General features: G+C 60.0%; 25 protein-coding genes. 6 read left to right on the top strand and 19 right to left on the bottom strand.

The window, feature by feature from the left end; all coding sequences use genetic code 11:
• Positions 1–394: 394 nt before the first annotated feature.
• Positions 395–850, bottom strand: coding sequence for a tol-pal system-associated acyl-CoA thioesterase (ybgC, locus tag GA0061100_RS04825; protein ID WP_075851549.1), 456 nt, complete (start codon positions 848–850; stop codon positions 395–397).
• A gap of 136 nt (positions 851–986) precedes the next feature.
• Here ybgC and GA0061100_RS04830 point away from each other — a divergent pair, with 136 nt between their 5' ends.
• The 3 genes from GA0061100_RS04830 to GA0061100_RS04840 are packed head-to-tail and all read left to right on the top strand — an operon-like array spanning position 987 to position 3960.
• Positions 987–2207 carry an NAD-dependent epimerase/dehydratase family protein gene (locus GA0061100_RS04830; RefSeq protein ID WP_075851550.1) on the top strand — a complete coding sequence of 407 codons (1221 nt, stop codon included), beginning with the start codon at positions 987–989 and terminating at the stop codon, positions 2205–2207.
• On the top strand, positions 2207–3070 hold the full coding sequence (locus GA0061100_RS04835; RefSeq protein WP_244557777.1) for a glycosyltransferase: 864 nt from the start codon (positions 2207–2209) through the stop codon (positions 3068–3070). Before GA0061100_RS04830 ends, GA0061100_RS04835 begins: the two co-directional genes overlap by 1 nt.
• Entirely contained in the window at positions 3067–3960 is an 894-nt protein-coding gene (locus tag GA0061100_RS04840) for an NAD-dependent epimerase/dehydratase family protein (protein ID WP_075851551.1), read from the top strand. The genes GA0061100_RS04835 and GA0061100_RS04840 overlap by 4 nt, the downstream gene beginning before the upstream one ends.
• Positions 3961–4059: 99 nt before the next feature.
• On the opposite strand, the gene GA0061100_RS04845 is transcribed toward GA0061100_RS04840, so the two are convergent.
• The 8 genes from GA0061100_RS04845 to ruvC all read right to left on the bottom strand — a co-directional run bounded on the left by GA0061100_RS04845 (position 4060) and on the right by ruvC (position 9116).
• Positions 4060–4623: a DinB family protein gene (locus tag GA0061100_RS04845; RefSeq protein WP_075851552.1), complete on the bottom strand. Its 564-nt coding sequence runs from the start codon at positions 4621–4623 to the stop codon at positions 4060–4062.
• Between the two features lie 12 nt (positions 4624–4635).
• Positions 4636–5145, bottom strand: coding sequence for an NUDIX hydrolase (locus GA0061100_RS04850; RefSeq protein WP_208621512.1), 510 nt, complete (start codon positions 5143–5145; stop codon positions 4636–4638).
• A gap of 6 nt (positions 5146–5151) precedes the next feature.
• Positions 5152–6054: a metallophosphoesterase gene (locus GA0061100_RS04855; RefSeq protein ID WP_075851553.1), complete on the bottom strand. Its 903-nt coding sequence runs from the start codon at positions 6052–6054 to the stop codon at positions 5152–5154.
• Positions 6055–7095 carry a Holliday junction branch migration DNA helicase RuvB gene (ruvB, locus tag GA0061100_RS04860; RefSeq protein ID WP_075851554.1) on the bottom strand — a complete coding sequence of 347 codons (1041 nt, stop codon included), beginning with the start codon at positions 7093–7095 and terminating at the stop codon, positions 6055–6057.
• Positions 7096–7248: 153 nt separating this feature from the next.
• Complete coding sequence (ruvA, locus tag GA0061100_RS04865) at positions 7249–7863, bottom strand: Holliday junction branch migration protein RuvA (protein WP_075851555.1); 615 nt, start codon at positions 7861–7863, stop codon at positions 7249–7251.
• 12 nt (positions 7864–7875) lie between these two features.
• Positions 7876–8289, bottom strand: coding sequence for a type II toxin-antitoxin system VapC family toxin (locus tag GA0061100_RS04870; protein WP_075851556.1), 414 nt, complete (start codon positions 8287–8289; stop codon positions 7876–7878).
• A gap of 2 nt (positions 8290–8291) precedes the next feature.
• The gene (locus GA0061100_RS04875) at positions 8292–8543 is read right to left on the bottom strand and encodes an AbrB/MazE/SpoVT family DNA-binding domain-containing protein (RefSeq protein WP_075851557.1); all 252 of its coding nucleotides are present in this window, start codon (positions 8541–8543) and stop codon (positions 8292–8294) included.
• A gap of 60 nt (positions 8544–8603) precedes the next feature.
• Entirely contained in the window at positions 8604–9116 is a 513-nt protein-coding gene (gene ruvC, locus GA0061100_RS04880) for a crossover junction endodeoxyribonuclease RuvC (RefSeq protein WP_015340996.1), read from the bottom strand.
• 190 nt (positions 9117–9306) lie between these two features.
• Between ruvC and GA0061100_RS04885 the strand changes: the two genes are divergently transcribed.
• On the top strand, positions 9307–10305 hold the full coding sequence (locus tag GA0061100_RS04885) for an LLM class flavin-dependent oxidoreductase (protein ID WP_075851558.1): 999 nt from the start codon (positions 9307–9309) through the stop codon (positions 10303–10305).
• A 61-nt stretch (positions 10306–10366) separates the two neighbouring features.
• On the opposite strand, the gene GA0061100_RS04890 is transcribed toward GA0061100_RS04885, so the two are convergent.
• From GA0061100_RS04890 to GA0061100_RS04900, 3 genes are all read right to left on the bottom strand, one after another.
• Positions 10367–10804, bottom strand: a complete 438-nt coding sequence (locus GA0061100_RS04890) for a DoxX family protein (protein ID WP_075851559.1) — start codon at positions 10802–10804, stop codon at positions 10367–10369.
• 105 nt (positions 10805–10909) lie between these two features.
• Positions 10910–11371, bottom strand: coding sequence for a tetratricopeptide repeat protein (locus GA0061100_RS04895; protein WP_075851560.1), 462 nt, complete (start codon positions 11369–11371; stop codon positions 10910–10912).
• Positions 11372–11395: 24 nt separating this feature from the next.
• Positions 11396–12370, bottom strand: a complete 975-nt coding sequence (locus GA0061100_RS04900) for an MBL fold metallo-hydrolase (protein WP_075851561.1) — start codon at positions 12368–12370, stop codon at positions 11396–11398.
• Positions 12371–12712: 342 nt separating this feature from the next.
• On the opposite strand from GA0061100_RS04900, the gene GA0061100_RS04905 reads away from it, so the two are divergent.
• Both GA0061100_RS04905 and GA0061100_RS04910 read left to right on the top strand, forming a co-directional pair.
• On the top strand, positions 12713–13468 hold the full coding sequence (locus GA0061100_RS04905; protein WP_075851904.1) for a sigma-70 family RNA polymerase sigma factor: 756 nt from the start codon (positions 12713–12715) through the stop codon (positions 13466–13468).
• Positions 13465–14268: an anti-sigma factor family protein gene (locus GA0061100_RS04910; protein WP_075851562.1), complete on the top strand. Its 804-nt coding sequence runs from the start codon at positions 13465–13467 to the stop codon at positions 14266–14268. Before GA0061100_RS04905 ends, GA0061100_RS04910 begins: the two co-directional genes overlap by 4 nt.
• Positions 14269–14323: 55 nt before the next feature.
• On the opposite strand, the gene GA0061100_RS04915 is transcribed toward GA0061100_RS04910, so the two are convergent.
• The 7 genes from GA0061100_RS04915 to mprF all read right to left on the bottom strand — a co-directional run bounded on the left by GA0061100_RS04915 (position 14324) and on the right by mprF (position 22573).
• Positions 14324–15070: a YebC/PmpR family DNA-binding transcriptional regulator gene (locus GA0061100_RS04915; protein ID WP_075851563.1), complete on the bottom strand. Its 747-nt coding sequence runs from the start codon at positions 15068–15070 to the stop codon at positions 14324–14326.
• Between the two features lie 135 nt (positions 15071–15205).
• A complete protein-coding gene (locus tag GA0061100_RS04920; RefSeq protein WP_075851564.1) occupies positions 15206–16060 on the bottom strand; it encodes an MBL fold metallo-hydrolase in 855 nt (284 codons plus the stop codon).
• A 125-nt stretch (positions 16061–16185) separates the two neighbouring features.
• Complete coding sequence (locus GA0061100_RS34265) at positions 16186–17010, bottom strand: TIGR00282 family metallophosphoesterase (RefSeq protein ID WP_069611843.1); 825 nt, start codon at positions 17008–17010, stop codon at positions 16186–16188.
• 3 nt (positions 17011–17013) lie between these two features.
• A complete protein-coding gene (locus tag GA0061100_RS34270; RefSeq protein WP_143525379.1) occupies positions 17014–17601 on the bottom strand; it encodes a 5-formyltetrahydrofolate cyclo-ligase in 588 nt (195 codons plus the stop codon).
• A 105-nt stretch (positions 17602–17706) separates the two neighbouring features.
• On the bottom strand, positions 17707–18381 hold the full coding sequence (locus tag GA0061100_RS04930) for an HAD family hydrolase (protein ID WP_143525380.1): 675 nt from the start codon (positions 18379–18381) through the stop codon (positions 17707–17709).
• Between the two features lie 188 nt (positions 18382–18569).
• Positions 18570–19967, bottom strand: a complete 1398-nt coding sequence (locus GA0061100_RS04935; protein WP_075851565.1) for a virulence factor — start codon at positions 19965–19967, stop codon at positions 18570–18572.
• Positions 19964–22573 carry a bifunctional lysylphosphatidylglycerol flippase/synthetase MprF gene (gene mprF / locus GA0061100_RS04940; RefSeq protein WP_075851566.1) on the bottom strand — a complete coding sequence of 870 codons (2610 nt, stop codon included), beginning with the start codon at positions 22571–22573 and terminating at the stop codon, positions 19964–19966. The genes GA0061100_RS04935 and mprF overlap by 4 nt, the downstream gene beginning before the upstream one ends.
• Positions 22574–22973 lie beyond the last annotated feature (400 nt).

A 22973-nucleotide genomic window follows, 5' to 3' on the forward strand; every position in this document is an offset into this window, starting at 1 on the left:
CGCCCGGCGCTAGACCGGGCGGCTAAAAGTGATCTCACAAGAATTGTTTGGCAGCCGCCGCTGAACGCCCTGGTCAAGCCTTCCAAGCTTACAACTGCCTTCTTGCCGTCAAATTTGGTCAAAGGAAGGCGTGCACCGCACAAACTCCGACTAAAACAGTAAGACACTATTATGGTTAAAAGAATGTTAGCGTCGAAACATGAAGGATTTAACGGCGGCGAAGGTTATTCTAGCTCCAGGGAAGAACTGACCGGGCGAAACCGGCGGCAAACGCAGACAAAGCTTGCGCGGCGAATTCCTTCACATAAAACTCAAGTTATTGCAAGCTGCCTGTTGCAGACGGTCGTCTCCCTGGGCGTAATCACCTACCGCCCGGAACAAGTCGAACTCCGGATCAGCTGGCACTTTCCGATGCCGCCAGCATCTGCGCGGCGAGCCTTTCCGGCAGTCGACGCGGGCGCCCCTTGGCATTGATGACGGCGATGATGACCTTGGCTGCGATCAGCAACGTATCGTCGCGCCGGATCTCCTGGGACAATACCATCTTGGCACCGCCAGCCTTTTCCGTGACCGTGCGGATCGTCAGTACGTCATCCATGCGAGCCGGTCCCTTGAAGTCGATTTCCATGCGATGGACGACAAAGACCAGCCCTTCCTCATCGGCATTCAGGAGTTCGCGCTGTTCCACACCGAGACAGCGAAGATAGTCCGTACGGCCCCGCTCGAGGAAATGCAGGTAGCGCGCGTGATAGACGAGGCCGGAAAAATCCGTATCCTCATAGTAGACTCGCTGCACCAGCCGGTGGCTTCCGGCTTCCAGTTCCCCAGCTATCAGAAAGGGGCTGTTCATCGTTGCCGCATCTCCTTGAATGTCTGGCATCTCTTTGGCCGAACTTCCGCCATCAAGCAAGCTTTGAACAGTTGTCATAAACTCCGACTATCCGGGATGGTGCCGGATCGCGGATCGGCGCAGAAGGAAACATCTCATGAAAATAGCGGTTATGGGCGGCGACGGTTTCATCGGTTGGCCAACCTCGCTCCATCTCTCCGACGCTGGTCATGAGATCCATATCCTCGACAATCTTTCCCGCCGCTGGATCGATACCGAACTGGGTGTCCAGTCGCTGACGCCGATGGATTCGATCCAGGAACGCACCCGTATCTGGCACGCCGAAACCGGCCGCCGCATCCATTTCAACCTTATCGATCTCGCCAAGGACTATGAACTTCTGAAGAAGTGGCTGGCCGAGCATCGCCCCGATGCCATCGTGCATTTCGCTGAGCAGCGCGCCGCGCCCTATTCGATGAAGAGCGACCGCCACAAGAACTACACGGTCAACAACAACGTCAACGCCACGCACAACCTCCTGAACGCGCTGGTAGACCTCAATCTCGATGCGCATCTCGTGCATCTCGGCACCATGGGCGTCTACGGCTATTCCACCATCGGCGCAGCCATCCCCGAAGGTTACCTGCCCGTCGGCATCGAGACGACCGACGGCCGCACCGTCAGCCAGGAGATCCTCTATCCGGCCAATCCCGGCTCGATCTACCACATGACGAAATGCCTCGATCAGCTGCTCTTCCAGTTCTATGCCAAGAATGACGGGCTGAGGATCACCGATCTGCATCAGGGCATCGTCTGGGGCACGCATACGGAACAGACGCGCCGGCACACGCAGCTGATCAACCGTTTCGACTATGACGGTGATTACGGCACCGTCCTGAACCGCTTCCTGATCCAGGCGGCGATCGGCTATCCCCTGACCGTGCACGGCACCGGCGGCCAGACCCGCGCCTTCATCCATATCCAGGATTCCGTGCGCTGCATTGAGCTGGCGCTGAAGAACCCGCCGGCCCGCGGCGCCCGCGTTGAAATCTTCAATCAGATGACGGAAACGCATCGCGTGCGCGATCTCGCCGACATGATCGCCAGGATGAGCGGCGCCGAAGTCGTGCGCCTGCCCAATCCGCGCAAGGAAGCCCCGGAAAACGAGCTGATTGTCAAGAACGACAAGTTCCTTGATCTCGGGCTGGCGCCGATCACGCTTGAGGCGGGCCTCCTCGGTGAAATCGTCGATGTCGCCAAGAAATATGCCTATCGCGTCGATCGCTCGCGCGTTCCGGCCGTCTCCGCCTGGACCAAGGACCTCGCCGCGACAGTCAATCACGATCCCGAGGGCAAGAGGTTGAAATCCGTGTCATGATGCCGGGAAGCGAAATGCTGCAGGGCTTGCGTGCGCAGAGCCGGCCCCGTGCCGGCCAGGCATTCGTGACGCTGGTTACGAATGCCGATTATACCATGGGCGCTCTTGCACTGGCACGCTCGATCGCTCTTAGCGGCACCAAGGCCGATATCGTCGTGCTGCATACGGAAGGGGTCGGCGAAGACGACCTTGCCCCATTGGCGGCGCTCGACTGTCGGCTGGTCGAAGTCGAACATCTTCCCCTGTCGGACGCCTTCAACGAGCGGCATGCCCGCAGCAACCTCCATGCCGCCGCTCCCTTTACCAAGGGCCGCAAGCCCTCCTTTCACACGCCGCTCGACAATTTCTGCAAGCTCCGGCTCTGGCAGCTGATCGAATATGACACCTGCGTCTTCATCGATGCGGATGCGCTGGTGCTGCGCAATGTCGACCGGCTCTTCGACTATCCGGAATTTTCCGCCGCCCCGAATGTCTATGAGAGCCTTGCCGATTTCCACCGGCTGAATTCCGGCGTCTTCGTCGCCAAGCCTTCGCTTGCGACTTTTCAGCACATGCTGGAGCATCTTGATCGTCCCGACGTCTTCTGGCGCCGCACCGATCAGTCCTTCCTCGAGGCTTTTTTCCCGGATTGGCACGGGCTGCCTGTATTCATGAACATGCTGCAATATGTCTGGTTCAGCATGCCCGAACTCTGGAACTGGAACAGCGTCTCGATCCTGCACTATCAGTATGAAAAGCCCTGGGAGGAAAATCATCCCAAGGCCGAGCAGCTGAGACCGCTGATCGAGCTGTGGCGTAGCTTCCATACCGGCCGGAACATGCCCGATATCGCTACGCTCGCGAATCCGCGAGCCGCGGCATGAAAGTCCTCATATCAGGCGGAACGGGCCTCGTCGGTCGATATATCGCGGAAGAACTGCTGTCGGCCGGATACAAGGTTGCGATCGGCGGACGCAACCCGCCTCCATCGGGCCTCTTCCCGCTGCCAACCTCCTTCGTGCCTCTGAGCCTCGACCCGGCGGAAAACCAAAGCTGCGCCTTCGACGACGCCTATTTCTTCGTGCACGCGGCCTTCAGCCATGTCGCCGGCAAATATCGCGGCGGCGAAGGCGAAGATCCGGACGGCTTTCGCCGCCTCAATCTCGACGGCACGGTGAAGCTGTTCGAAACAGCGAGAAAGGCCGGCATCCGGCGTTGCATCTTTCTCTCTTCACGCGCCGTCTATGGCGAGGGGGGTGCCGGAGAGACGTTGACCGAGGCGACCGAACCAACGCCGACCACGCTCTATGGCGAAGTCAAGCGCGACGCGGAGCATGCCCTGTTTTCCCTGTCCACGCCCGGCTTTGCGACCGTGAGCCTGAGAGCGACAGGCATCTATGGCGACCTGCGGCCCAATAAGTGGGACGAGTTGTTCGACGACTATCTGAACGGCAGACCGGTTCCGTCCCGCGCCGGAACGGAAGTTCACGGTCGCGACCTCGGCCGCGCCGTCCGCCTGTTGTTGGAAACGGAAGCGGGCCGCATCGACCGCGAGGTTTTCAACCTTTCGGATATTCTGACGGATACGCACGAGATCCTCGGGTATCTTCAAAAGGCGACACACTGTCCCCATGCCCTGCCCGCATCTGCGCCGCAGGACGCTGTCAACGCCATGGATACGTCAAAGATCCAGGCCCTGGGATGGCGGGGCGGCGGAAAGGCCCTGTTCAGGCAAACGATAGAGACACTGGCTGATCGACGCCGCGCGAGTTAGAGCATTTCCAGGAAAAGTGCGTAGCGGTTTTCCGTCCGGAATGCGCGAGAGAACAATAAGATAGAGCTTTTCCGCGCTTCGAAGAGAAGCGGAAACGCTCTATCTGATCAGTTTCGTCTCGTCCCAGCCGAGCGCCGCCAATTCCTCGCCCCTGAATCGCGCATCGTCGGCGACGATGAACTCATCCAGCTGCGGCGGCGCGACGCTTGTTCCCGCCAGCATGGCATGCACCTGACCACGGTGATGCGTCTGATGCTGGAACACATGGTTCAGCACATCATCAGCCCTCTCGCGCTGGATGCGGCCAGTGCGTTGGATATCGATGATCGCCAAGGCCGTCTCCGGCGTCACGTTTTCGCAGAACGCCACCAGGCGGCGATCGACATCTGCCTGCTCCCGGCTCAATTCATCCAGTCGATCATAGGGCTCCTCGATGTCGAAGGCCTTCAGGCCCAGCGTCCCGCCTTCCAGTGCATCGACATAGAACCAGTCGACCGTCAGGATATGATTGAGGGTCGCCTTGATCGAGGGAAAGAAGCTGACCCGCTTCGCCTCGAATTCGCCAGGCTTGAGCGCTGCACAGGCCTGATAGAGCCTGACATTCGCCAACGCATTGTTGTATGCCAGCTTGCGAAAGCTGCGAACCGGATCAAAAGCGGGCATAAAGCCTCCTCCCTAGGCCTTATCGAGATCACCGTCACGCCAGACGAGATGGCGCGAAGTCGTCGGCAGGTTCTCGATCTCCTCGGCAATGAAATAGGGCGGGATATCAAGCGCAACCAGCGCCTCCCGCGTCGCCCGTACCCATTTGAACTCCAGATCGTTGTCGCCGTCCTGGATGCGATGCACGATCTCATCGGGATCGAAGGGGAAGTCCATTGGAATATCCATCAGGTAGTAGAGGCCGAGCTCATGCCAGTCCATCTCCTCGTAATGGAAGAAGTTCTCGACCGACCAGAGCAGGCGCCCGACCGCGACATCGACACCGATCTCCTCTACCATCTCCCGCCGCAGCGTCTCTTCGGAGGTCTCGCCGATCTCCGCCCGACCGCCGGGAAAGGTCCAGAAATTCTCATGCACGGCGCGATGCACCAGCACATATCCATCCCGAAATCCAAGGCCCGCCACCCGCATCTGGAACCGCGAATTGCCCGCATTCAATCTGATAAGCTTGCGTTTCGCCACGATCCTCTATCCTACATCGATAACAACGATCTCGGGCGGCACACCGAAGCGCACCGGTGCGATGGAACAGCCGAGGCCACCGGAAACGATGATGTGGCGCTCCTCCTCCACGATATGGCCGTAGACATACCTGTCACCATACCGCGAAGGCGAATACGGCGACCAGCCGAAAATCCTGACCTGCCCGCCATGGGTGTGCCCCGACAGGGTGAGCGACACCCGCGACGGCACGGCAGGAAAGATGTCTGGCTCATGGGCAAGAAGGATCACCGGCGCGGCATCGCTGACCTGTGCCAGCGTACCGCCGAGATCATCGAGTCCTCTTGTAAAGGGACGCTTCCAACGCATGCTCCGTCGCAGGGCAAGCTGATCCTCGACACCGGCAAGCCAGAACCCCTGCCCATCCTTCTCCAGACGCGCCGCGCGGTTGGAATAGACCTCGATGCCGACAGCCTCCAGCGCCCGGTGGCTGAAGGTCGGTCCGTGGCCAGTTCTTTGTGCCGCGGAATCATGCCACCAGTCGTGATTGCCGATGATGGCATGGACCCCGAGCGGCGCTTTCAGCTTTGCGAGTTCCGCCGCCCAGATGCGATGATCGACGCGTGCAGTGATCAGATCCGTCCCCGAGGTATAATCGCCGAGCAGAACGATGATATCGCCACCAAGCTCGTTGGCGCGTGTGCAGATAGCGGCAATACGGTCGCGGGCCATCCACGGCTCGCAGGCATGGAAGTCGGCAAGCGCGACAATCCTGAGCTTGAGCCCCGGCGCCCATCCCGGCGGGTTCAAGGCATAGCGGGTGACATTCAGACGGACGACCGGTTCATATCCGAGGGCATATCCCCCGAGTGCCATCAATCCGAATATGCTGCCGCCGAAAAGCTTCAAAAAGGCACGACGGCCGAGCATTCAATCTTCCTCCCGGAACAACCCGAACTGCGCGGCCTCCAGGTCCTTGGGCGGCTGCAAGCCGAGATGTTTCCAGGCAATCGCGGTCAAAACACGGCCGCGGGGCGTGCGTTGGATGAAGCCCTGCTGGATCATATAGGGCTCAATAATATCTTCGATCGCATCGCGTGGCTCGGAAAGCCCGGCGGCAATGGTTTCGATGCCAACAGGACCGCCGCCGAAATTGACTGCGATCATGTTGAGATAACGCTTATCGAGTTGGTCGAAGCCGACATTATCGACGAGAAGCCGCGTCAGCGCCTCGTCGGCAATCTCCCGCGTCACCGCCTCAACCTTGGCGACCTCAGCGAAATCGCGCACGCGACGGAGCAGGCGGCCGGCGATGCGTGGCGTACCGCGGGCACGCCTTGCAATTTCGCGCGCACCCTCGTCGGTCATGCCGAGACCCATCAGCCTGGCGCCGCGCCGGACGATCAGCTCCAACTCCTCGACGGTATAGAAGCTCAACCGCACCGGAATGCCGAAACGGTCGCGCAGCGGCGTCGTCAGCAGGCCGAGACGGGTGGTGGCGGCAACCAGCGTGAACTTGGCGAGATCGATCTTCACCGAACGCGCCGCCGGCCCCTCGCCGATGATGAGATCGAGCTGGAAATCTTCCATGGCCGGATAGAGGATTTCTTCGACGGCTGGATTGAGGCGATGGATCTCGTCGATGAAGAGCACGTCGCGCTCCTCGAGATTGGTCAGCAGCGCCGCAAGATCGCCTGCCTTAGCGATGACAGGACCAGACGTCGAGCGGAAATTGACGCCGAGTTCCTTGGCCATGATCTGCGCCAGCGTCGTCTTGCCGAGGCCGGGAGGCCCGACGAACAGCACATGATCTAGAGCTTCGCCGCGCCCCTTGGCCGCTTCGATGAAGACCTTCAGATTGGCGCGGGCTTCCGCCTGGCCGGTAAACTCGTCCAGCGATTGCGGTCTGAGCGTCGCATCGATGTCTTCGCCCCGCTTTTCCGGCGATATCAGACGTGCGGCTTCACTCATGTCAGAGGTTCCATTCCCGGTATGCGTTTCGCAGCTCCAGCACCGAAGGCAGTATCACATCTGCCGCATCAAAAACATTCTTCGACGAAGGGGTGCAGAAGCTCGATCTCTCGACTTTGCGACAATAGTAAGGATTGCGGGAGGTGCAAAGCCTCACCGCGCAAGTTCCTTGAGGCCGAGACGGATCAGCTTGGCACTGTCGGCGCCCTCGCCGGCCGCTTTCAGGGCCGCAGCAACGGCATTAGCGGCCTGATCGCGCGAATAGCCGAGATTGGTCAACGCCGAAACGGCGTCGGCGACCGGCGCTGCGGCGACGCCTTCGCCCAGCTCCTGCTTGAGCCCGATATTGGCCGCATCACCGGCAAAGGCCGGCGCCTTGTTCTTCAGTTCCGTGACGATGCGCATGGCGACCTTCGGGCCGACGCCCGGTGCCCGCGAAACGGCGGCACGATCCTGAAGCGCGATTGCGTTGGCAAGCTCGGCCGGCGTCAGCGTCGACAGCAGCGCCAGGGCCACCTTGGCGCCCACGCCCTGAACCGTCTGCACGATGTTGAACCATTCGCGTTCCAGCGCTGTCATGAAGCCGAAAAGCCGGATCTGATCCTCACGGACATAGGTCTCGATGAAGAGAATGCAGGCCTCGCCGACGGAGCCGAGCTTCGACAATGTTCGGGCCGAGCAATAGGCGACATAGCAGACGCCATGCACATCCACGAGCACATAGTCTTCGCCGATCTCTTCGATTGTGCCTTTCAGCTTGCCGATCATGGATAAAGTCCGTCAGGGATGGGTTTCGGGGGTGATGAGGTCAACGGCTGGGAAATAAGATCGATAGCCTTTGGAATCTCGTGTCAGTATCGAGTAGCCGCGAATGGCGGCATGTGCGCCGATCAGAAAGTCGGGAAGAACACGCTCGCGTCCCCCACCACTCTGGCGATAAATCTTGAAAGCCGCAGCAGCGGCAAATGCAGCGGCCCAAGGCAGGTTTTCGCGACGAAATTCGCTTTGCGGCAACAGTTCGTCCACCTGGTCCACACCGCTGTAACGCACCGAAAATTCCGCATAGATAATGGGGTTGATGACGACCGGTCCTCGTTTGAAAGCGGAAAGAACCTGTCCGCTGGACCAGCCATGCCAAGTTGAATTGGATATCGCCAAATCAACCAGCACATTCGTATCGACGATGGTGACCATGTTCACCGGTCACGCGTCATCGACATCAGCGCTTCGGCGTCGATATCCTGATCGCCGGTACCTTCCAAGCGCTTGAGAGTGGCCATGAACCGATCGAGCCGCTGCCGATCTTCCATTTCCCGCTTACCGTTCTTGGGCGAAACAACCAGCTTGCCATCCTCGACGGAAAATATGACTTCACTGTTGAGCTCTATGCCAGCCAACTCACGCAAATCACGGGGGATGGTCACCTGCCCTTTGGATGTCACGCGCATTCTTACTCTCCGATCCTGCAGTAAGAATTATCATTACCACAGGAACAAGTCAAGAACAAATTACCCTGCCAATGCCGCCTGCCGCAGCCGGCTGGCGCCGCGGTTATGGGCATGACAGACGGCAATGGCGAGCGCATCGGCCGCGTCATTGCCCTTGAACTCGACCTTGGGCATCAGGATCTTCAGCATCATGTGGATCTGCTGCTTCTCGCCGTGGCCGACGCCGATGACGGCCTTCTTGACGGCATTCGGAGCATATTCCGACACCGGCAGGCCGGCGCGCGCCGGAACGAGCATCACGACACCACGCGCCTGGCCAAGCTTCAGCGTCGCCACGGCATCCTTGTTGACGAAGGTCTGCTCGACAGCGGCCTCATCCGGCTTGTAGCTGTGAACGACATCGGCAAGCCCGTCGTGCAGCTGGCAGAGCCGAGAGGCGAGATCCATGTCGCCATCCGAGGTCACGGTTCCCGACGCAACGAAACGCAGGGAGTTGCCGAGCGTATCGATGATACCCCAACCGGTGCGGCGCAGGCCCGGATCGATGCCGATGATGCGAATCGTATTCTGCATAAGCCAACCTATCTTTCAGGCCTGACATGTGCCAGCAAAATGTGAACAAAACAAAAACAAGACACAGATTGGACCGCCGATGCCATGCTGAAAACATCGTGACGAAATTGCGGCGACAGGGTTTGGAATAGGCGCGCTGCACTCCTACATGTGCAAGCGACCCTCCCTTTCACCACGCAGGTTTCTTGCCATGGTTCCCTTTTCCATCCTCGATCTTTCGCCCGTTGCCGAAGGCAGCAACATCCGTCAGTCCTTCGACAGTTCGAAGCGCATGGCGCAGAAGGCGGAAGAACTGGGCTACAACAGGTTCTGGCTCGCCGAACATCACGGCATGCCGGGCGTCGCCAGTGCCGCGACATCGGTCGTCATCGGCCATATCGGCGCCGCAACCTCACGCATCCGCATCGGTTCGGGCGGCGTCATGCTGCCGAACCATTCGCCGCTTGTCATTGCCGAGCAGTTCGGCACGCTGGAAGCTCTGTTTCCAGGCCGCGTCGATCTCGGCCTCGGCCGTGCGCCCGGCACCGACATGCGCACCGCCCAGGCCCTGCGTCGCAATATCGATGCCGGCGCGCAGAGCTTTCCGCAGGATATCGTCGAGCTGCAGCACCTCTTCAGCCCGGCTGACGAGGGACAGATCATCCTCGCTGTTCCCGGCCATGGCGCCAATGTGCCGATCTGGCTGCTCGGCTCCAGCCTCTATAGCGCCCACCTCGCCGCCATGCTCGGCCTGCCCTACGCCTTCGCCTCGCATTTCGCGCCGGACTCCCTGCTGGATGCCATCGGCATATACCGCGACCGCTTCACGCCTTCGGCCACGCTCGACAAGCCTTATGTGATGGTGGGCGCCATGGGCTCGGTCGCAGATACCGATGAGGAGGCGCAATATCACTTCACCTCCGCACAACAGCAATTCGTCAATCTCCGCCGCAACGTGCGCGGCCCCTTCCCGCGCCCACGCAGCGACATGGACGATTTCTGGACGCCGATGGAAAAGCTGAATGTGGAAAATACGCTGCGCTATGCGGTAGTCGGCTCGCCGGCAACGGCGGAGACGAAGCTTTCGCAATTCATCAAGGATACCGAGGCCGATGAAGTCATCATTTCCATGCCGATCCACGATATCGAGGCGCGCTTGAAGTCCGTGGAGCTGTTCGCAACGCTTCCGAGCTTCCAAAAAGTGTCCTGACGTTTATGGAAAGGTTTCCGGTGAGCCGATTTCGGGCGGGTTCACCGGACGACCGACGGGCTCATGCCACGAGCCTCGTGTTCCAATGGCGTCGGATGAGCATGTCGAGCGACAGCTTGCCGGCGCCGGCAACGATCAGCGCGAACATGCCACCGGAGATCGCCAAATCCTTTTCGAAATGCAGCAGCTCATTGTGGCTGGCGAAGTTCGTGTGAAAGAGCATCGCCGTCAACAAACAGAACAGGCCGAGTCCCAATGCTGCCAGCCGCGTCATCAGCCCGAACGCAATGGCAAGGCCGGCACCAAGCTGCAGCGCGATGGTGGCAATCGCGATCGGGGCGGTGACGCCGAGCCTCGCCATGGCCTCCAATGCTGTGTCGAGATTGCTGGCAAGTTCGATGCCTTCTTCCAGAAAGAGCAGCGACAGCAGCACGCGGCCGAACAGCAGTGCCATATCGGCGATATTCACAAGGACGGCACTCTCCTCTTCGAATTCCATGGCTTGTCTCCTTCCCGTTGATAGCCGCGCGCTCTCCGATCCTGTGCGGCGGCATCCCTACGATTTGATCGCGTGGAATGCCGCCGGATCGGTTGACGCCGCGGGTTAGTTGGTACCTTTGGCGGCGATCGCCTTGGTCAGATCCTCAAGTTCCTCGCATCCCGCCGGGCAAAGCTTGGTAAGTGTCGCAAGCTGCTCTCGAGCCTTGGGCATGTCGCCGGTCTCGACATAGAGTTCGCCGAGATATTCATGCGCGCCCTTGTGATCCGGCTGCAGTTCGAGGGCCTTCGTGTAGTAGGTCAGCGATGTCTTGAAATCGCCGGTCTTGCGCAGGGTGAAGCCCATCAGATTGTAGACGTCGGCCTGCTGGTGTTCCTCGGCGATGTCGCGGAGCTCGGCGAGCGCGCCGGCATAGTCCTTCGCATCGATCTTGGCACGCACCGAAGTAAGGTCCGGCGCATCGGTCGATTCCATATTGTCGACGGCAAAGGCAACGCCTGCTGTCGCGGCAGGCAGGATGGCGACGGCGCAAAGACCGGCGATCCCGAAAATGGCATGTCTGAACATAGTATTTGCTCCTGTTTTGGCCGCTCAGGCCTGGATGGTGGGGGTGAATCCGTAGGCGTTGCCGTCCTTGACGAAGGTGCCGGAGCCCGGGAATGGGAAATGCGAGCCGCAGATCCTGATCTTGTCGGCAATGACGCGATCGATCAGCCTGCGGCGGGTCGTGACGGCCATCGGACCATCCTGGTCGTAGGCGCCTTCCCATTCGGGATGAGGCGCGAGCAGCGCCGGCACATACATGATGTCGGCCGAAACCATCAGCTGTTCGCTACCGCCATCGATGAGAAAGACGGAATGACCGGGCGTATGGCCATAGGCGGCCAGCATGTGCACACCGGGTGCCACTTCGGCATTATCCTGGACCAGCTTCCAGTTCTTCCACGTCGGGAAAACGGAGGCGATGCGCCGGCCGGCTTCCTTACGGCCTTCCGCCAGCTTGTCGACGCGGCCGGGATCGGTCCACCAATTATATTCGGCAGCGTTGACGATCAGCTCGGCATTCGGGAAGACGGCCGCATTCGTTCCCTTCTCCATCAGGCCCCAGACGTGGTCCGGATGGAAATGCGAGATCATGATCGTATCGATCTTCTTGTAGTCTATGCCGGCCGCCGCCATGTTGGCCGGCAGATGCGTGGCATTGGTCTGCCATTGGCCGACACCTGAGCCGGCATCCATCATGATCTTGCGTCCGCCGATATCGAGAACGACGACGGTCAGCGGAATGGGCATGAAATCCGTCGTCAGGCCGGCCTTGGAGAGCGCGCCCTTGGTATCTTCGACGGAAGCGTTCTTGATGAAGGCCGGATCGTGCGGTTTGCGCCAGATGCCGTCATAGATGGCCGTGACTTCGATCGAACCGACCTTGTATTTATAGAAGCCGACCGTCGGCTCCAGCGGCGTTGCGGCAAAGGCTTGCGGGATGAATTCGAGCTTCGACGACAGGCCGAAGGCTGCCGCAGCTACGGCCGTGCCGAGCACGGCGCGGCGGGTCATGTCAAACATCGCAATATCTCCTCAGGGTTATGGCTTTCGGGCCAGGCGGAGGTCGCAAGCGATCGCGGCCATCCACTGAGGAAGAAGATCGATGGTGATGGGCCCTTATTCCCCGCCACGCCAAGAATTCTTGCAAGCGATTGAGATATAAGAAGTTATTTTTATGCAGGCCCATTGAAGCGATGCGGCAGCAGGCGTCCGCATTCGGTATCTCAGATTTTTTGCATCCGATCGGGAATAAAACCCACGCGAGCGCGATCTAGTATCTCAGGCAACATTGCAAGCGCCCTATCCGAGGCTTACAGTCGGCATCGGCGTTTTGCGGGGATCATGATGACAGACGCCCGATTTATGACTTCGATGACGCTTGGCGATCCACTCCACGCATGGGCATGGAATTGGCCGCAAACCACGGCGATACGCAGGCTGGCGCGGTTTCTGGCTCGCCTGCGCGCTTTCGTTGCACAGGCGAAAGCGGTCGATTACGCCATCCTCACGGCGATGGCGGAACCGACGGCAAATGCCGCGCCTTCGCAGCGCGCGATATCATCCCCCGATGAGACGATGCGCCGCTTCCAGCGCACCATCATCCCGCATCTGGACGCCGCCTATAATTTCGCGCGCTTCCTCTGCCGGGATGCCGATGCTGCCCAGGATATCGTGCAGGAAGCGTATCTGCGCGCCTATCGCGGCTTTGGCGGCTTTCGCGATGGCGATGCCCGCGCCTGGACCTTCACCATCGTCCGCAACTGCTATCATGCCTGGCTGCAGGAGGGCCGGCGCAAGACGCGCTACGAACAGCCGATGAACGACGAAAGGGAGACGGACGAAGGCTCGCCTTCCACCGATCCAGCTTCTGAAGAGGACACGCCGGAAGCAGCCTTCATCCGCAAGTCGGAAACGCAGCGGGTGCGCGAGGTGATCAACCGGCTGCCCGATGCCATGCGCGAAGTCCTGGTCCTGCGCGAGCTTGAGGATCTCTCCTACAAGGAAATCGCCGAGATCATCGACGCGCCGATCGGCACCGTCATGTCGCGCCTTGCCCGCGCGCGCCGCGATTTCGGCGAGGTCTGGCGCAGCCTCGAAGGACGAGAGGCGACACGATGAGCGGCGGAGAGCAAAATGAACACCGCGAATGGAACGATCTGCTGCACGGCTTCATCGATGGCGAACTGGATACAGCCAATGCTGCCCGCTTCGAGGCGCACTTGGCCACTTGCCGGGAATGCGCCGACGAGATGGAGAACGCGCTGATGGTCAAGCGCCTGTCCGCGCGCGAAGGCGTGAAATGGCAAGCACCGGACGCCGTCCATGCCCGCGTGCAGGCGGCGCTTTCGCTGGAGCAAGCCATGATGGCGCGCGCCGCCGTGGCGAGGAACCAGACTGAAAACCGATGGCAGCGCGCTTGGCGATTGCTTCGCGAATGGAGCTTCGTGCCGTCTCTTGCCGTCCTTGCCGCAAGCCTCATGCTGGTGCTGAACGTGCCGCAGCAGAGCCAGACGATCGAGGATCAGCTTCTTGCCAGCCACGTCCGCTCGATGCTCGCCGACCATCTGACCGATGTGCTGACCTCCGACCAGCATACCGTCAAACCATGGTTCAACGGCAAGATCGATTTCTCCCCGCCCGTGGTAGATCTGGCGGCCCAGGGCTTTCCGCTCGTCGGCGGCAGGGTGGATTATCTCGACGGCCGGGTGGTCGCGGCGTTGATCTATCGCCGGCACGGCCATGTCATCAATCTCTTCATCTGGCCGGGCGCGTCAGGTGCTCACGGCAGTGCCGAGAAAGATGGCTATAATTTCGTCGAATGGCATGCGGACGGACTGGTCTTCTGGGCGGTATCCGATGTCGCCGCACCGGATCTCTCCACCTTCCGCGACGATTTTACTCGCGCGACAAACCCATAAAGCAAAAAGGCCGGCTGCATCACTGCAGCCGGCCTTTTTGATGGATCTCAAAGGATCAGGCCGAGAGCTTGGCCAGCACTTCTTCCGAGACTTCGAAGTTCGAATAGACATTCTGGACGTCGTCATCGTCTTCAAGGTTGTCGATGAGCTTCAGCAGCGACTGGGCCTTTTCTTCATCGACCGGCACGTTGTTCTGAGCACGCCAGATCGCCTTGACCGTTTCGGCTTCGCCGAGCGTCGCTTCGAGCGCCTTGGCGACTTCACCGAGGGATTCGAAGGCGCAGATGATTACATGGCCTTCTTCATCGCTTTCGACGTCATCGGCGCCGGCTTCGATCGCCGCTTCCATGACCTTGTCGGCATCGCCGGCAGTCGGCTTGTAGGTGATTTCACCGACATGGTCGAAGGAGAAGGACACCGAGCCGGTTTCGCCGAGCGCACCGCCGGCCTTGGTGAAGATCGAGCGGACGTTGGAAGCCGTGCGGTTGCGGTTGTCGGTCAGCGCTTCGACGATGATCGCCGTGCCGCCCGGGCCGTAACCCTCGTAGCGGATCGCATCGTAATTCTCGGTGTCGGCACCGGACGCCTTCTTGATGGCGCGATCGATATTGTCCTTCGGCATCGACTGGGCCTTGGCGTTCTGGATCGCCAGACGCAGGCTCGCGTTCATGGTCGGGTCGGGCAGGCCCGATTTGGCAGCGACCGTGATTTCGCGCGCCAGCTTCGAGAACATTTTCGAACGCACGGAGTCCTGACGGCCCTTGCGGTGCATGATGTTTTTAAACTGTGAATGGCCAGCCATGGCACCCCTGTTCACGTCTTTTGTTGGGAATGGGCTGCCTTATAAGAGCGAAGCGGCCTTCATTCAAGTGAAAAGCCGGGTAATGGGGCATGCGAGACACCAGCCGCCAAGAAGAGCAAAAGGCGCTCCTCCGGATCAAAGCCCCTTGAGCACATAGATCAGCGGCTTGCGCGGCAGGGTTTTCAGCGACACCGTGATGCTTGGTGTCGGCGCATAGGCAACATCGAAATCAGGACCGAACAGGGCGAGAAACTGATCGACCGGCGGCCCCCAGCGATGCATGGGCAGGATCAGCGACGAACGCAGCCGCTTGACCACCCGGCTCATACTGTCAGCTCCCATGGTCAAGCCACCATCGACCGGCACCATCACCACGTCAAGCCGGCCGATCTCGGCATATTGCTGGTCGGTGAGCTCGAAATGCAGATGTCCCAGGTGTCCAATGCAGAGGCCCGCCACCTCGAAGATGAAGATCGAATTGCCATTGGGCTCGACGCCGCCGCCCCAGGTGCGAATATCACTGACGACATTGCGGATCAGCGTGTCACCGACGGTCATACGGATCTTCGCCGGCTCTCCCGGCGTATCGCTCCAACCATGCAGCACATATTTGATCGCCGGATCGGGCGTCAGCGTATAGTGGCTCGGATGCGCCTTGTTCATCGTCACGACTTCTGGCGTATAGGGCGGGGGATAGGCGCCGCTATAGTCCGTGGCAATGGAAACGCCGCCTGGCGTTTCAATGAAGAGCGTTGCGTGACCGAGGAAGGTGATCTTCACGTCGCCGCTGTTGGGGCCATTGACGGGGTCATTGGCAAGCGTCGGACCGGGAGGAGAAAAGCTGGCGAATGTCGCCTTGGGCAGGGATTGAGCAATCGCCTGACACTGGCTCGGCTGTGGGCGAACCGGACTCTGCTGGGCGTCAGCGGCGCTCCAGCCAAAGATCATTGATAGAAAGAACACGGCAAGGACAGGAAATCGCGGCATCATGCCATCCCCTCAAGCCTGATAGTACCGGAAGGATGCGGCACGACCCGAAACAGGTCCAGCAACAATCAGACGCGATTGCTCACAATCGCGTCATCATATGGCGATGATGAATTATAGGGCGGCGATCAGCGCCAAAAGTCCGGAATGGTTTCTGCAAGCCGTGGTCCGAGGCGCAGCGGCGCGATCTTTTCGGCCAGGCCGGTCGCGTCGGAAATTTCGACGCCAACGCCGCAGATGGTGGCCGGGCCGGAAGCGGCCTCAAAGCGTCCCTTCGGCATTTTCGAAATGAACCGGTTGAGCGGCTCTTCCTTTTCCATGCCGAGCGAGGAATCATAGTCGCCGCACATGCCGGCATCCGACATATAGGCCGTGCCGCCATTCAGGATCTGTGCGTCCGCGGTCGGCACATGCGTATGCGTGCCGACGACGAAGCTCGCGCGACCATCGACGAAATGACCGAAGCACTGCTTTTCGCTGGTCGCTTCCGCATGGAAATCGAAGACGATCGCATCGGCCTGCTCCTTCAGCGGGCAGGCATCGAGGATCGCTTCGGCCGACTTGAAAGGATCGTCGAGCTCCGGATGCATGAAGACGCGGCCCATGATGTTGGCCACGAGGACGCGGGCACCGTTGCGTGCATAGTAGAGGCCGGATCCACGGCCGGGGGTGCCGGCCGGATAATTCGCGGGGCGCAGGAACTGGTCATGGCGCTCGCAGAAAACGACGGCTTCCTTCTGATCCCAGACATGATTGCCCGTCGTCACGACATCGGCGCCGGCATTGATCGTCTCGAGGAAGATATCTTCGGTGATACCGAAGCCGCCGGCGGCATTCTCGCCGTTGACGATGACGAAATCGAGCTTCAGATCGGATACCAGCCCCGGCAGGCGCTCCCACACCGCGGTTCGTCCCGTCTTGCCGACCATGTCACCCAGAAAAAGCAGCCGCATTCGCTATCCAATCACTTCCGAAACGAAATTGAGTCCGCTCTCGGTCAAAATCGCGTCAAGACGGACATCATGCGGCTCAGCAGGTACTGATGGCACTTCTTGGCAATCGAATGCAATGCCGATCAGCCGCGGATTCAGGCCTTTTTGCTGCAATCGCTCGATCGCGCGGTCGTAATGGCCGGCGCCGTAGCCGATGCGATGGCCACTTCTATCGAAGGCCGAAAGCGGCACGAGCATGATATCGGGATCGAGCACGGCCGCTTCAGGCCCCGGGCCAGAAGTCCCAAATCCGACCGGAACCAATGGCGCCCCCGCAACGAGTTCCCGGAAGACGATCGTGCTGCGATCGAGGATGATGGGCACGCAAAGCCTTGCACCCCGCTCCCGCAGCCGCGCCATCAACGGCCTTATGTCCACTTCGGAGCGGATCGGCAGGAAGCCGGAGACGATTTCTCCCGGCCTGATATCGATCGTATCGCCGCCATGCGTGACCATGGCGAGGCCCTTTTCGATGCGGTCTACCGCCGGAATGGCATCACGCGCCGCCAGGCAGTCATTGCGATATCGGGCTTTCAGCTCTTTGGGGGTCATCGGATCTTCGCGAAAATTTACAATCTCACGAAAACATAATGAGCCGGCAGCCCATTGCAAAGCGCGAAAGCGACATATGATCGTCGCAGAAAGGAGCCAGCCCTATCAGCCTTTGTGGGCGATCGACAATTTTCCGTTGCCATCCACATGCGCGCGAACGTTTTCATAATTCTGCAGCGTCGTGTGATTGGTCTCGACCGGATGCGAATGGGTCGCGGTGATGACCACCACATCGGCACCGGCCGCCTCGCCCGCCTTGACACCAGCCATGACGTCTTCAAACACCAGGCATTCCGAAGGGCTGAGGCCGAGGCGCTGCGCGCCGAGGATATAGCCCTGCGGATCAGGCTTGCCGACCTTGACGTCCTCGGCTGTGACGATGAAACGCGGCACCGGGATCCCGGCAGCGTCCAGCCGCGCCAGCGCCAGCCGATAGGGTGACGACGTGACGATCGCCCAGCGCTCCGGCGGCAGCGAAGCAAGGAAGTCGGCAGCACCCGGCAGCGCGATCACGCCCTCGACATCGGCAATCTCGGCTTCGGTGATCTTCAGCGCCTCCGCGACCGGATCGACGCCAGGCAGATTCAACTGGCCGATCGTATCCACACCGCGCTTGCCATGCATGGTCGGCATGAACTTCTCGACATCAAGACCCTGAGCGCGCGCCCAGTTGCCCCAGACACGCTCGGCGGCGGCGATCGAATTGATGATCGTGCCATCCATGTCGAACAGGAAGCCGGAATAGGTCTTGGTGAAGGCAGAAGACGATGCAGCGGACAAGGAAGAACCTTTCTGGATAGACGGTGATCAGCCGCAAAACGCAGCCTCACGATACGAGTCCTCCCCCGACTAGCGGCAGCTGCGACAAGAAGCAAACGAATGCTGAGTTTGACTGCGGGGAAAAGACATTGCGCCGATGGCAGGGGATGAACGACGCGCGGCAGCAATGTGCCGCGCGCCACTTGCAATTATTCGCCGAGGCGGCTCTTCAGGCCATTGATGATATGGTTCGCCAACGCCTCATAGTCGTCGTCGAAATGGTGGCCGCCATCCATGGCAATGACTTCGGCTCCCGTGCCCTTCAGCAGCGGGCATGCGACATCCTCGTCATCGTCCTTGCCATAGACGCATTGCACCATCTTCGGATTGATCGACTTCAGGTCGTTAACGGGATCGCCGCCCTTGCCCTCGCTCGAAGCGCCGAGCCAGCCCATGACCGAGATCACGTAGTCGACCTTCTGCGACAGCGACAGCAGCGACATCTGCACGATCTTGTCTTTTTCAGACTGCGGCAGGCGATTGTAGCTCGCCGGCAGCACATCGGCGCCAAAGGAATAGCCAACCAGCACCACATGCTTGACCTTGAAGCGCTTGGTGTAGAAGTCGATGATCCGGCCGAGGTCGTTTGCAGTCTGCTGCGGATCCTTCTCGGTCCAGAAATAATGCAGCGTATCGACGCCCACGACCGGAATGCCCTGGTCCTGCAGATAGCTGCCGACTTCCTTGTCGATGTCGCGCCAGCCGCCGTCACCCGAATAGACGATCGCAAGCGTATCCTCGGTCGGTGTCGTCTCCATGATGTCGACGGGCAGCCCAAGCGGCGACTTGGCGCTGTCGATAGTCTTCATCAGGTCTGCGAGCGATGCCTCAAGCGTCGCATAGGTGTCGGCATTGTCCGAATCCGTGGTCTGGACTTCGGGATGGTCCTTCTGGATCTCCTCGACGTGGTCGCGTCCATCCTTCGGCGCATTGGCCGTGAAGGTGACGAGGATCGGGTTCGGCAAGGCGCCTTCCTGCAGGCCGAAGGAGACCATGTCGCCATCGGTCTTCTTCTCGGCCGGCGTGCAGAGTTCCTGCTTCAGCCCGATGCCGGCGGTCGGATCGACGGCCAGCGTACCCGCAACCGTCGCATCCGGGGTCTGGGCGGCAATCGTCAGCGCCATGGCGCCGCCGGCGCCGACACCGGCGATGATAGGCAGCTGATAGGTGCTGTCGGCAAAGGAGCGCTGCACCTGCTGGCTGAGCGATTCCAGATCCGAAACGATATAGATGCAGCCGTCATTCTGCTTGACATCGTATTTGTTGAGCGAAGCCAGGAAGGACGGATAATCGATGCCGATTACAAGCGAACCGCTGGCGACCAGCTTGTCGGCAACAGCTTTTTCCTTGTCACCCCAGCCGGCGAGATCGGAAATCAGCACGATTTCGCTCGAGACCTTGCCCTGCGGGCGCATGATATGCGGTGCCGGGATCATGCCCAGATCGTATTTGGCATCGTCGGCGTCCGCCCGTGCCGGACCCGACACCAGCAGGCCCACCGACAGCATGCATGCGAAAGCCAATGACATTGCGTATTTCAAGATCATTTCCTCACGACCCCCTTAAGTCCGCCCCCGATGAGGAATGTGGCATCCATCAACGCGATCATTGGACTTACACCTCCCGAAACAGCCAGGTAGCGGGGCTGCCATTCGGGATGGAACTTGGATTTGAAGGCACGAAGCCCTTTGAAGTTATAGAAGCGCTCGCCATGCTCGAAGACAGTCCCCCCGACCCTGTCCCAAACCGGCGCCGATTCCCGTCTCGACATGCCCGATAGCGGTGCCATGCCGAGGTTGAAACGCTGAAAGCCCTGGCCCTTTAAGTATTCGAGGATCTGCACGAACAGAAAATCCATCGAACCCTTCGGGGCATCGGGCGAAAAACGCATCAGGTCGACGGACCCCTCCTCCTTGGTCTCCGTCATCAGGATATTCGCAAAAGCGACGATATGACCATCCTTTTTCAACACGCCGATCGGCTGCGAGCACACGTAGTCCGGATCGAACGCGCCAAGCGAGAAGCTCTTTTCCTTGGCATTGTGATCGGCAAGCCATGTGTCGGACACATGGGCAAGCTGATCCATGACCTCAGGTATATCTTGAGGTTCGATAACGGCAAATTCTAGTCCATCGCGAACCGCGCGGCTGGCCGTCTGTCTGAGGTTGGCCCATTTACCGCCCTTGAGCTCGAAATTGGCAAGATTCACCACGGCCAGTTCGCCAAGCTTGTAGGCACGCAGGCCTGCATCGGCACAATAGGACAGAAGTGCCGGCGAGATCTGGTAGAACACGGAGCGGCAACCCGCCGCACGTGCAGCCTCGACGAAACGCCAGATCAGATCGGGCAGCGCCTGACGCGGGCCGACGGGATCGAACAACGCGATCCACGAGCGGCCCTGCTTGCCGTACATGATGAAGGCGTCGCCCTTTTCCGAGAACATGATGTTCTTATCGCCCATGCGCACCAGATTGGCGTCGGCCACGCCCTGCTTGCGGACGATTTCGACGGCGCGTATCACCGCATCGTCGGATACCGGCTCCAGGCGTTTCGTTGCCGGACGCAGAAGGCTGAAGATCGCAATCGCAGAGGAGAGGATGGAAATGCCAAGGGCCGCGCGAAGCCCGCGCGGCGCCTCGTCGGCGAATTCGAACTGCCACCAGAGCTGATTGCTGTATCCGACATCGCGGTAGACGAAGAACAGCACCACGATCGCGCCGATGCAGACGACGGCAATGGCCGTCAGCCATCCGGCCGTCAACGTCTGGTTGAGCAGCGAGGCCGGCCGCTTGAACAGGCGGCGGCTGACGACGAGGCTGAAGACGAAGAAAGCCAGCAATCCGGCCTCGACGATGGCAATGGCCTTCAGCAGCGACAGGAACAGGGCCAGCAGTGCCGAAAAGCTCGATACCCACCAGGCGCCGTCCAGGCGCTGGCTAAGGCCGCGCGCGGCCACGATGATCGCCAGCCCAAGAAGGCTGGAGAGAAAATGCGCACTTTCGACCAGCGATAGCGGCAGATAATCGGACAGCACGATCAGGTTCTGATCCGGCGTCGGCGTCACACTCGAGAAGACCAGCATCATGCCGAGGAGCAATGCGAAGGCCGAGAGCAGCTGCGGCATGACGCGGGCTCCGATGCGGCGCATGCTGGAAGCCACGGGATGATCGACGAAACGGCGGAGCTCCGCCACCGAGATCGCGGCGATCGCGATGACGAGCGGGATGACGTTGTAGATGACGCGATAGAGGACCAGAGAGCTCAGAACGGCGTCTTCATTCACCGAACTGCCGAGCCAGGCGATGATGATCGTCTCGAAGACGCCGAAGCCGGCCGGAACGTGGCTGAGCACGCCGAGACCGACGGCGATCGCATAGATGGCGAAAAAGCCCGGCCATCCGATCGAGGTTTCCGGCAATAGCACATAGAGCACGGAGGCCGAGGCTGCGATATCGAATGCGGTGACGAGGAACTGCCGCGACCAAGTGCGCGAATCCGGCAGCCGAACTTCGACCGGCCCGATGCGCACCTCGCGGCCGTTGCGGCCGGCATAGACGACGAAAGCAAGCGCCGCGAGAATGACGATGGCGATCAGCCGTAGCCACAAGCCATCGACGCCGATCAGCGGGCCGATCTCGTCGGCGATGACCAGAAGCGCGATAGCGCCGACGGCAGCCAGGCCGAGACCGAAGGCGAGCGTGACGAAGGCGATGACGCGGGTGATATCGTCGGGCGACAGCCCGAGCCGGGTATAGGCACGATAGCGGATCGCGCCGGCACTGAGTGCGCCGAAACCGGCCGTGTTGCCGACCGCATAGGCACTGAAGGATGTCAGCGCCACATGCGGAAACGGCAGCCGCTTGCCAATATATTCGAGAGCGTTCTGGTCGTAGAAGATCAGGGAGGCGAAACTCAGGCCGGTAAACAGCAGCGCAAGCAGCACCGAAGAGATCTTCGTCGTCGTCAGGGCGTGGACGACGTCGTCATAACGCACTTCCGTGGTCAGGTCGTAGATCGCATAGGCGGCTATGCAGAAGACGGCGACGGTGAGGAGAGCGACGATCAGCGCCCGGTAGCGGTTCAGCAGACCGACGATACCGCCACGCTCTTCCAATTCCTCATCGGCATTTTCCAGATCGATTGGGCTCGACATGCTCTACCTGTTTGTAATGATCTTCGCCGGTTCCGACTGTTCGGATATTCAGTAATATCGACGACGAGTCTTCGAATTGCCGTATACACTTCTTTCGACAGGCCCGTTGTGACGCGCGCTCCCATCATTCTGAATTTAGGCAATTTTGGCGCAGGCCCCGTTCCGCCAGCAATGAATCTGTTATTATTTAAAGGATTTTGTCATTCACCCGGCTTTTGAGCTTATCCACACACAAAAGTGATCTTCCCATCCCATCTTCAACGCCCCCAGGCACGGAAGCCGCGCTTCTTCCGATTGCCCGAAGCCTACTACAACGTGAGATGGATATCCATCTCACGGCATCAACCGATTTCCTTGAGCGCAGGCTCGATGCGCCTGAATATAGGAAATCCACTGAAGC

It is taken from the genome of Martinezella hainanensis (assembly GCF_900094555.1).
Lineage (GTDB): Bacteria > Pseudomonadota > Alphaproteobacteria > Rhizobiales > Rhizobiaceae > Rhizobium > Rhizobium hainanense.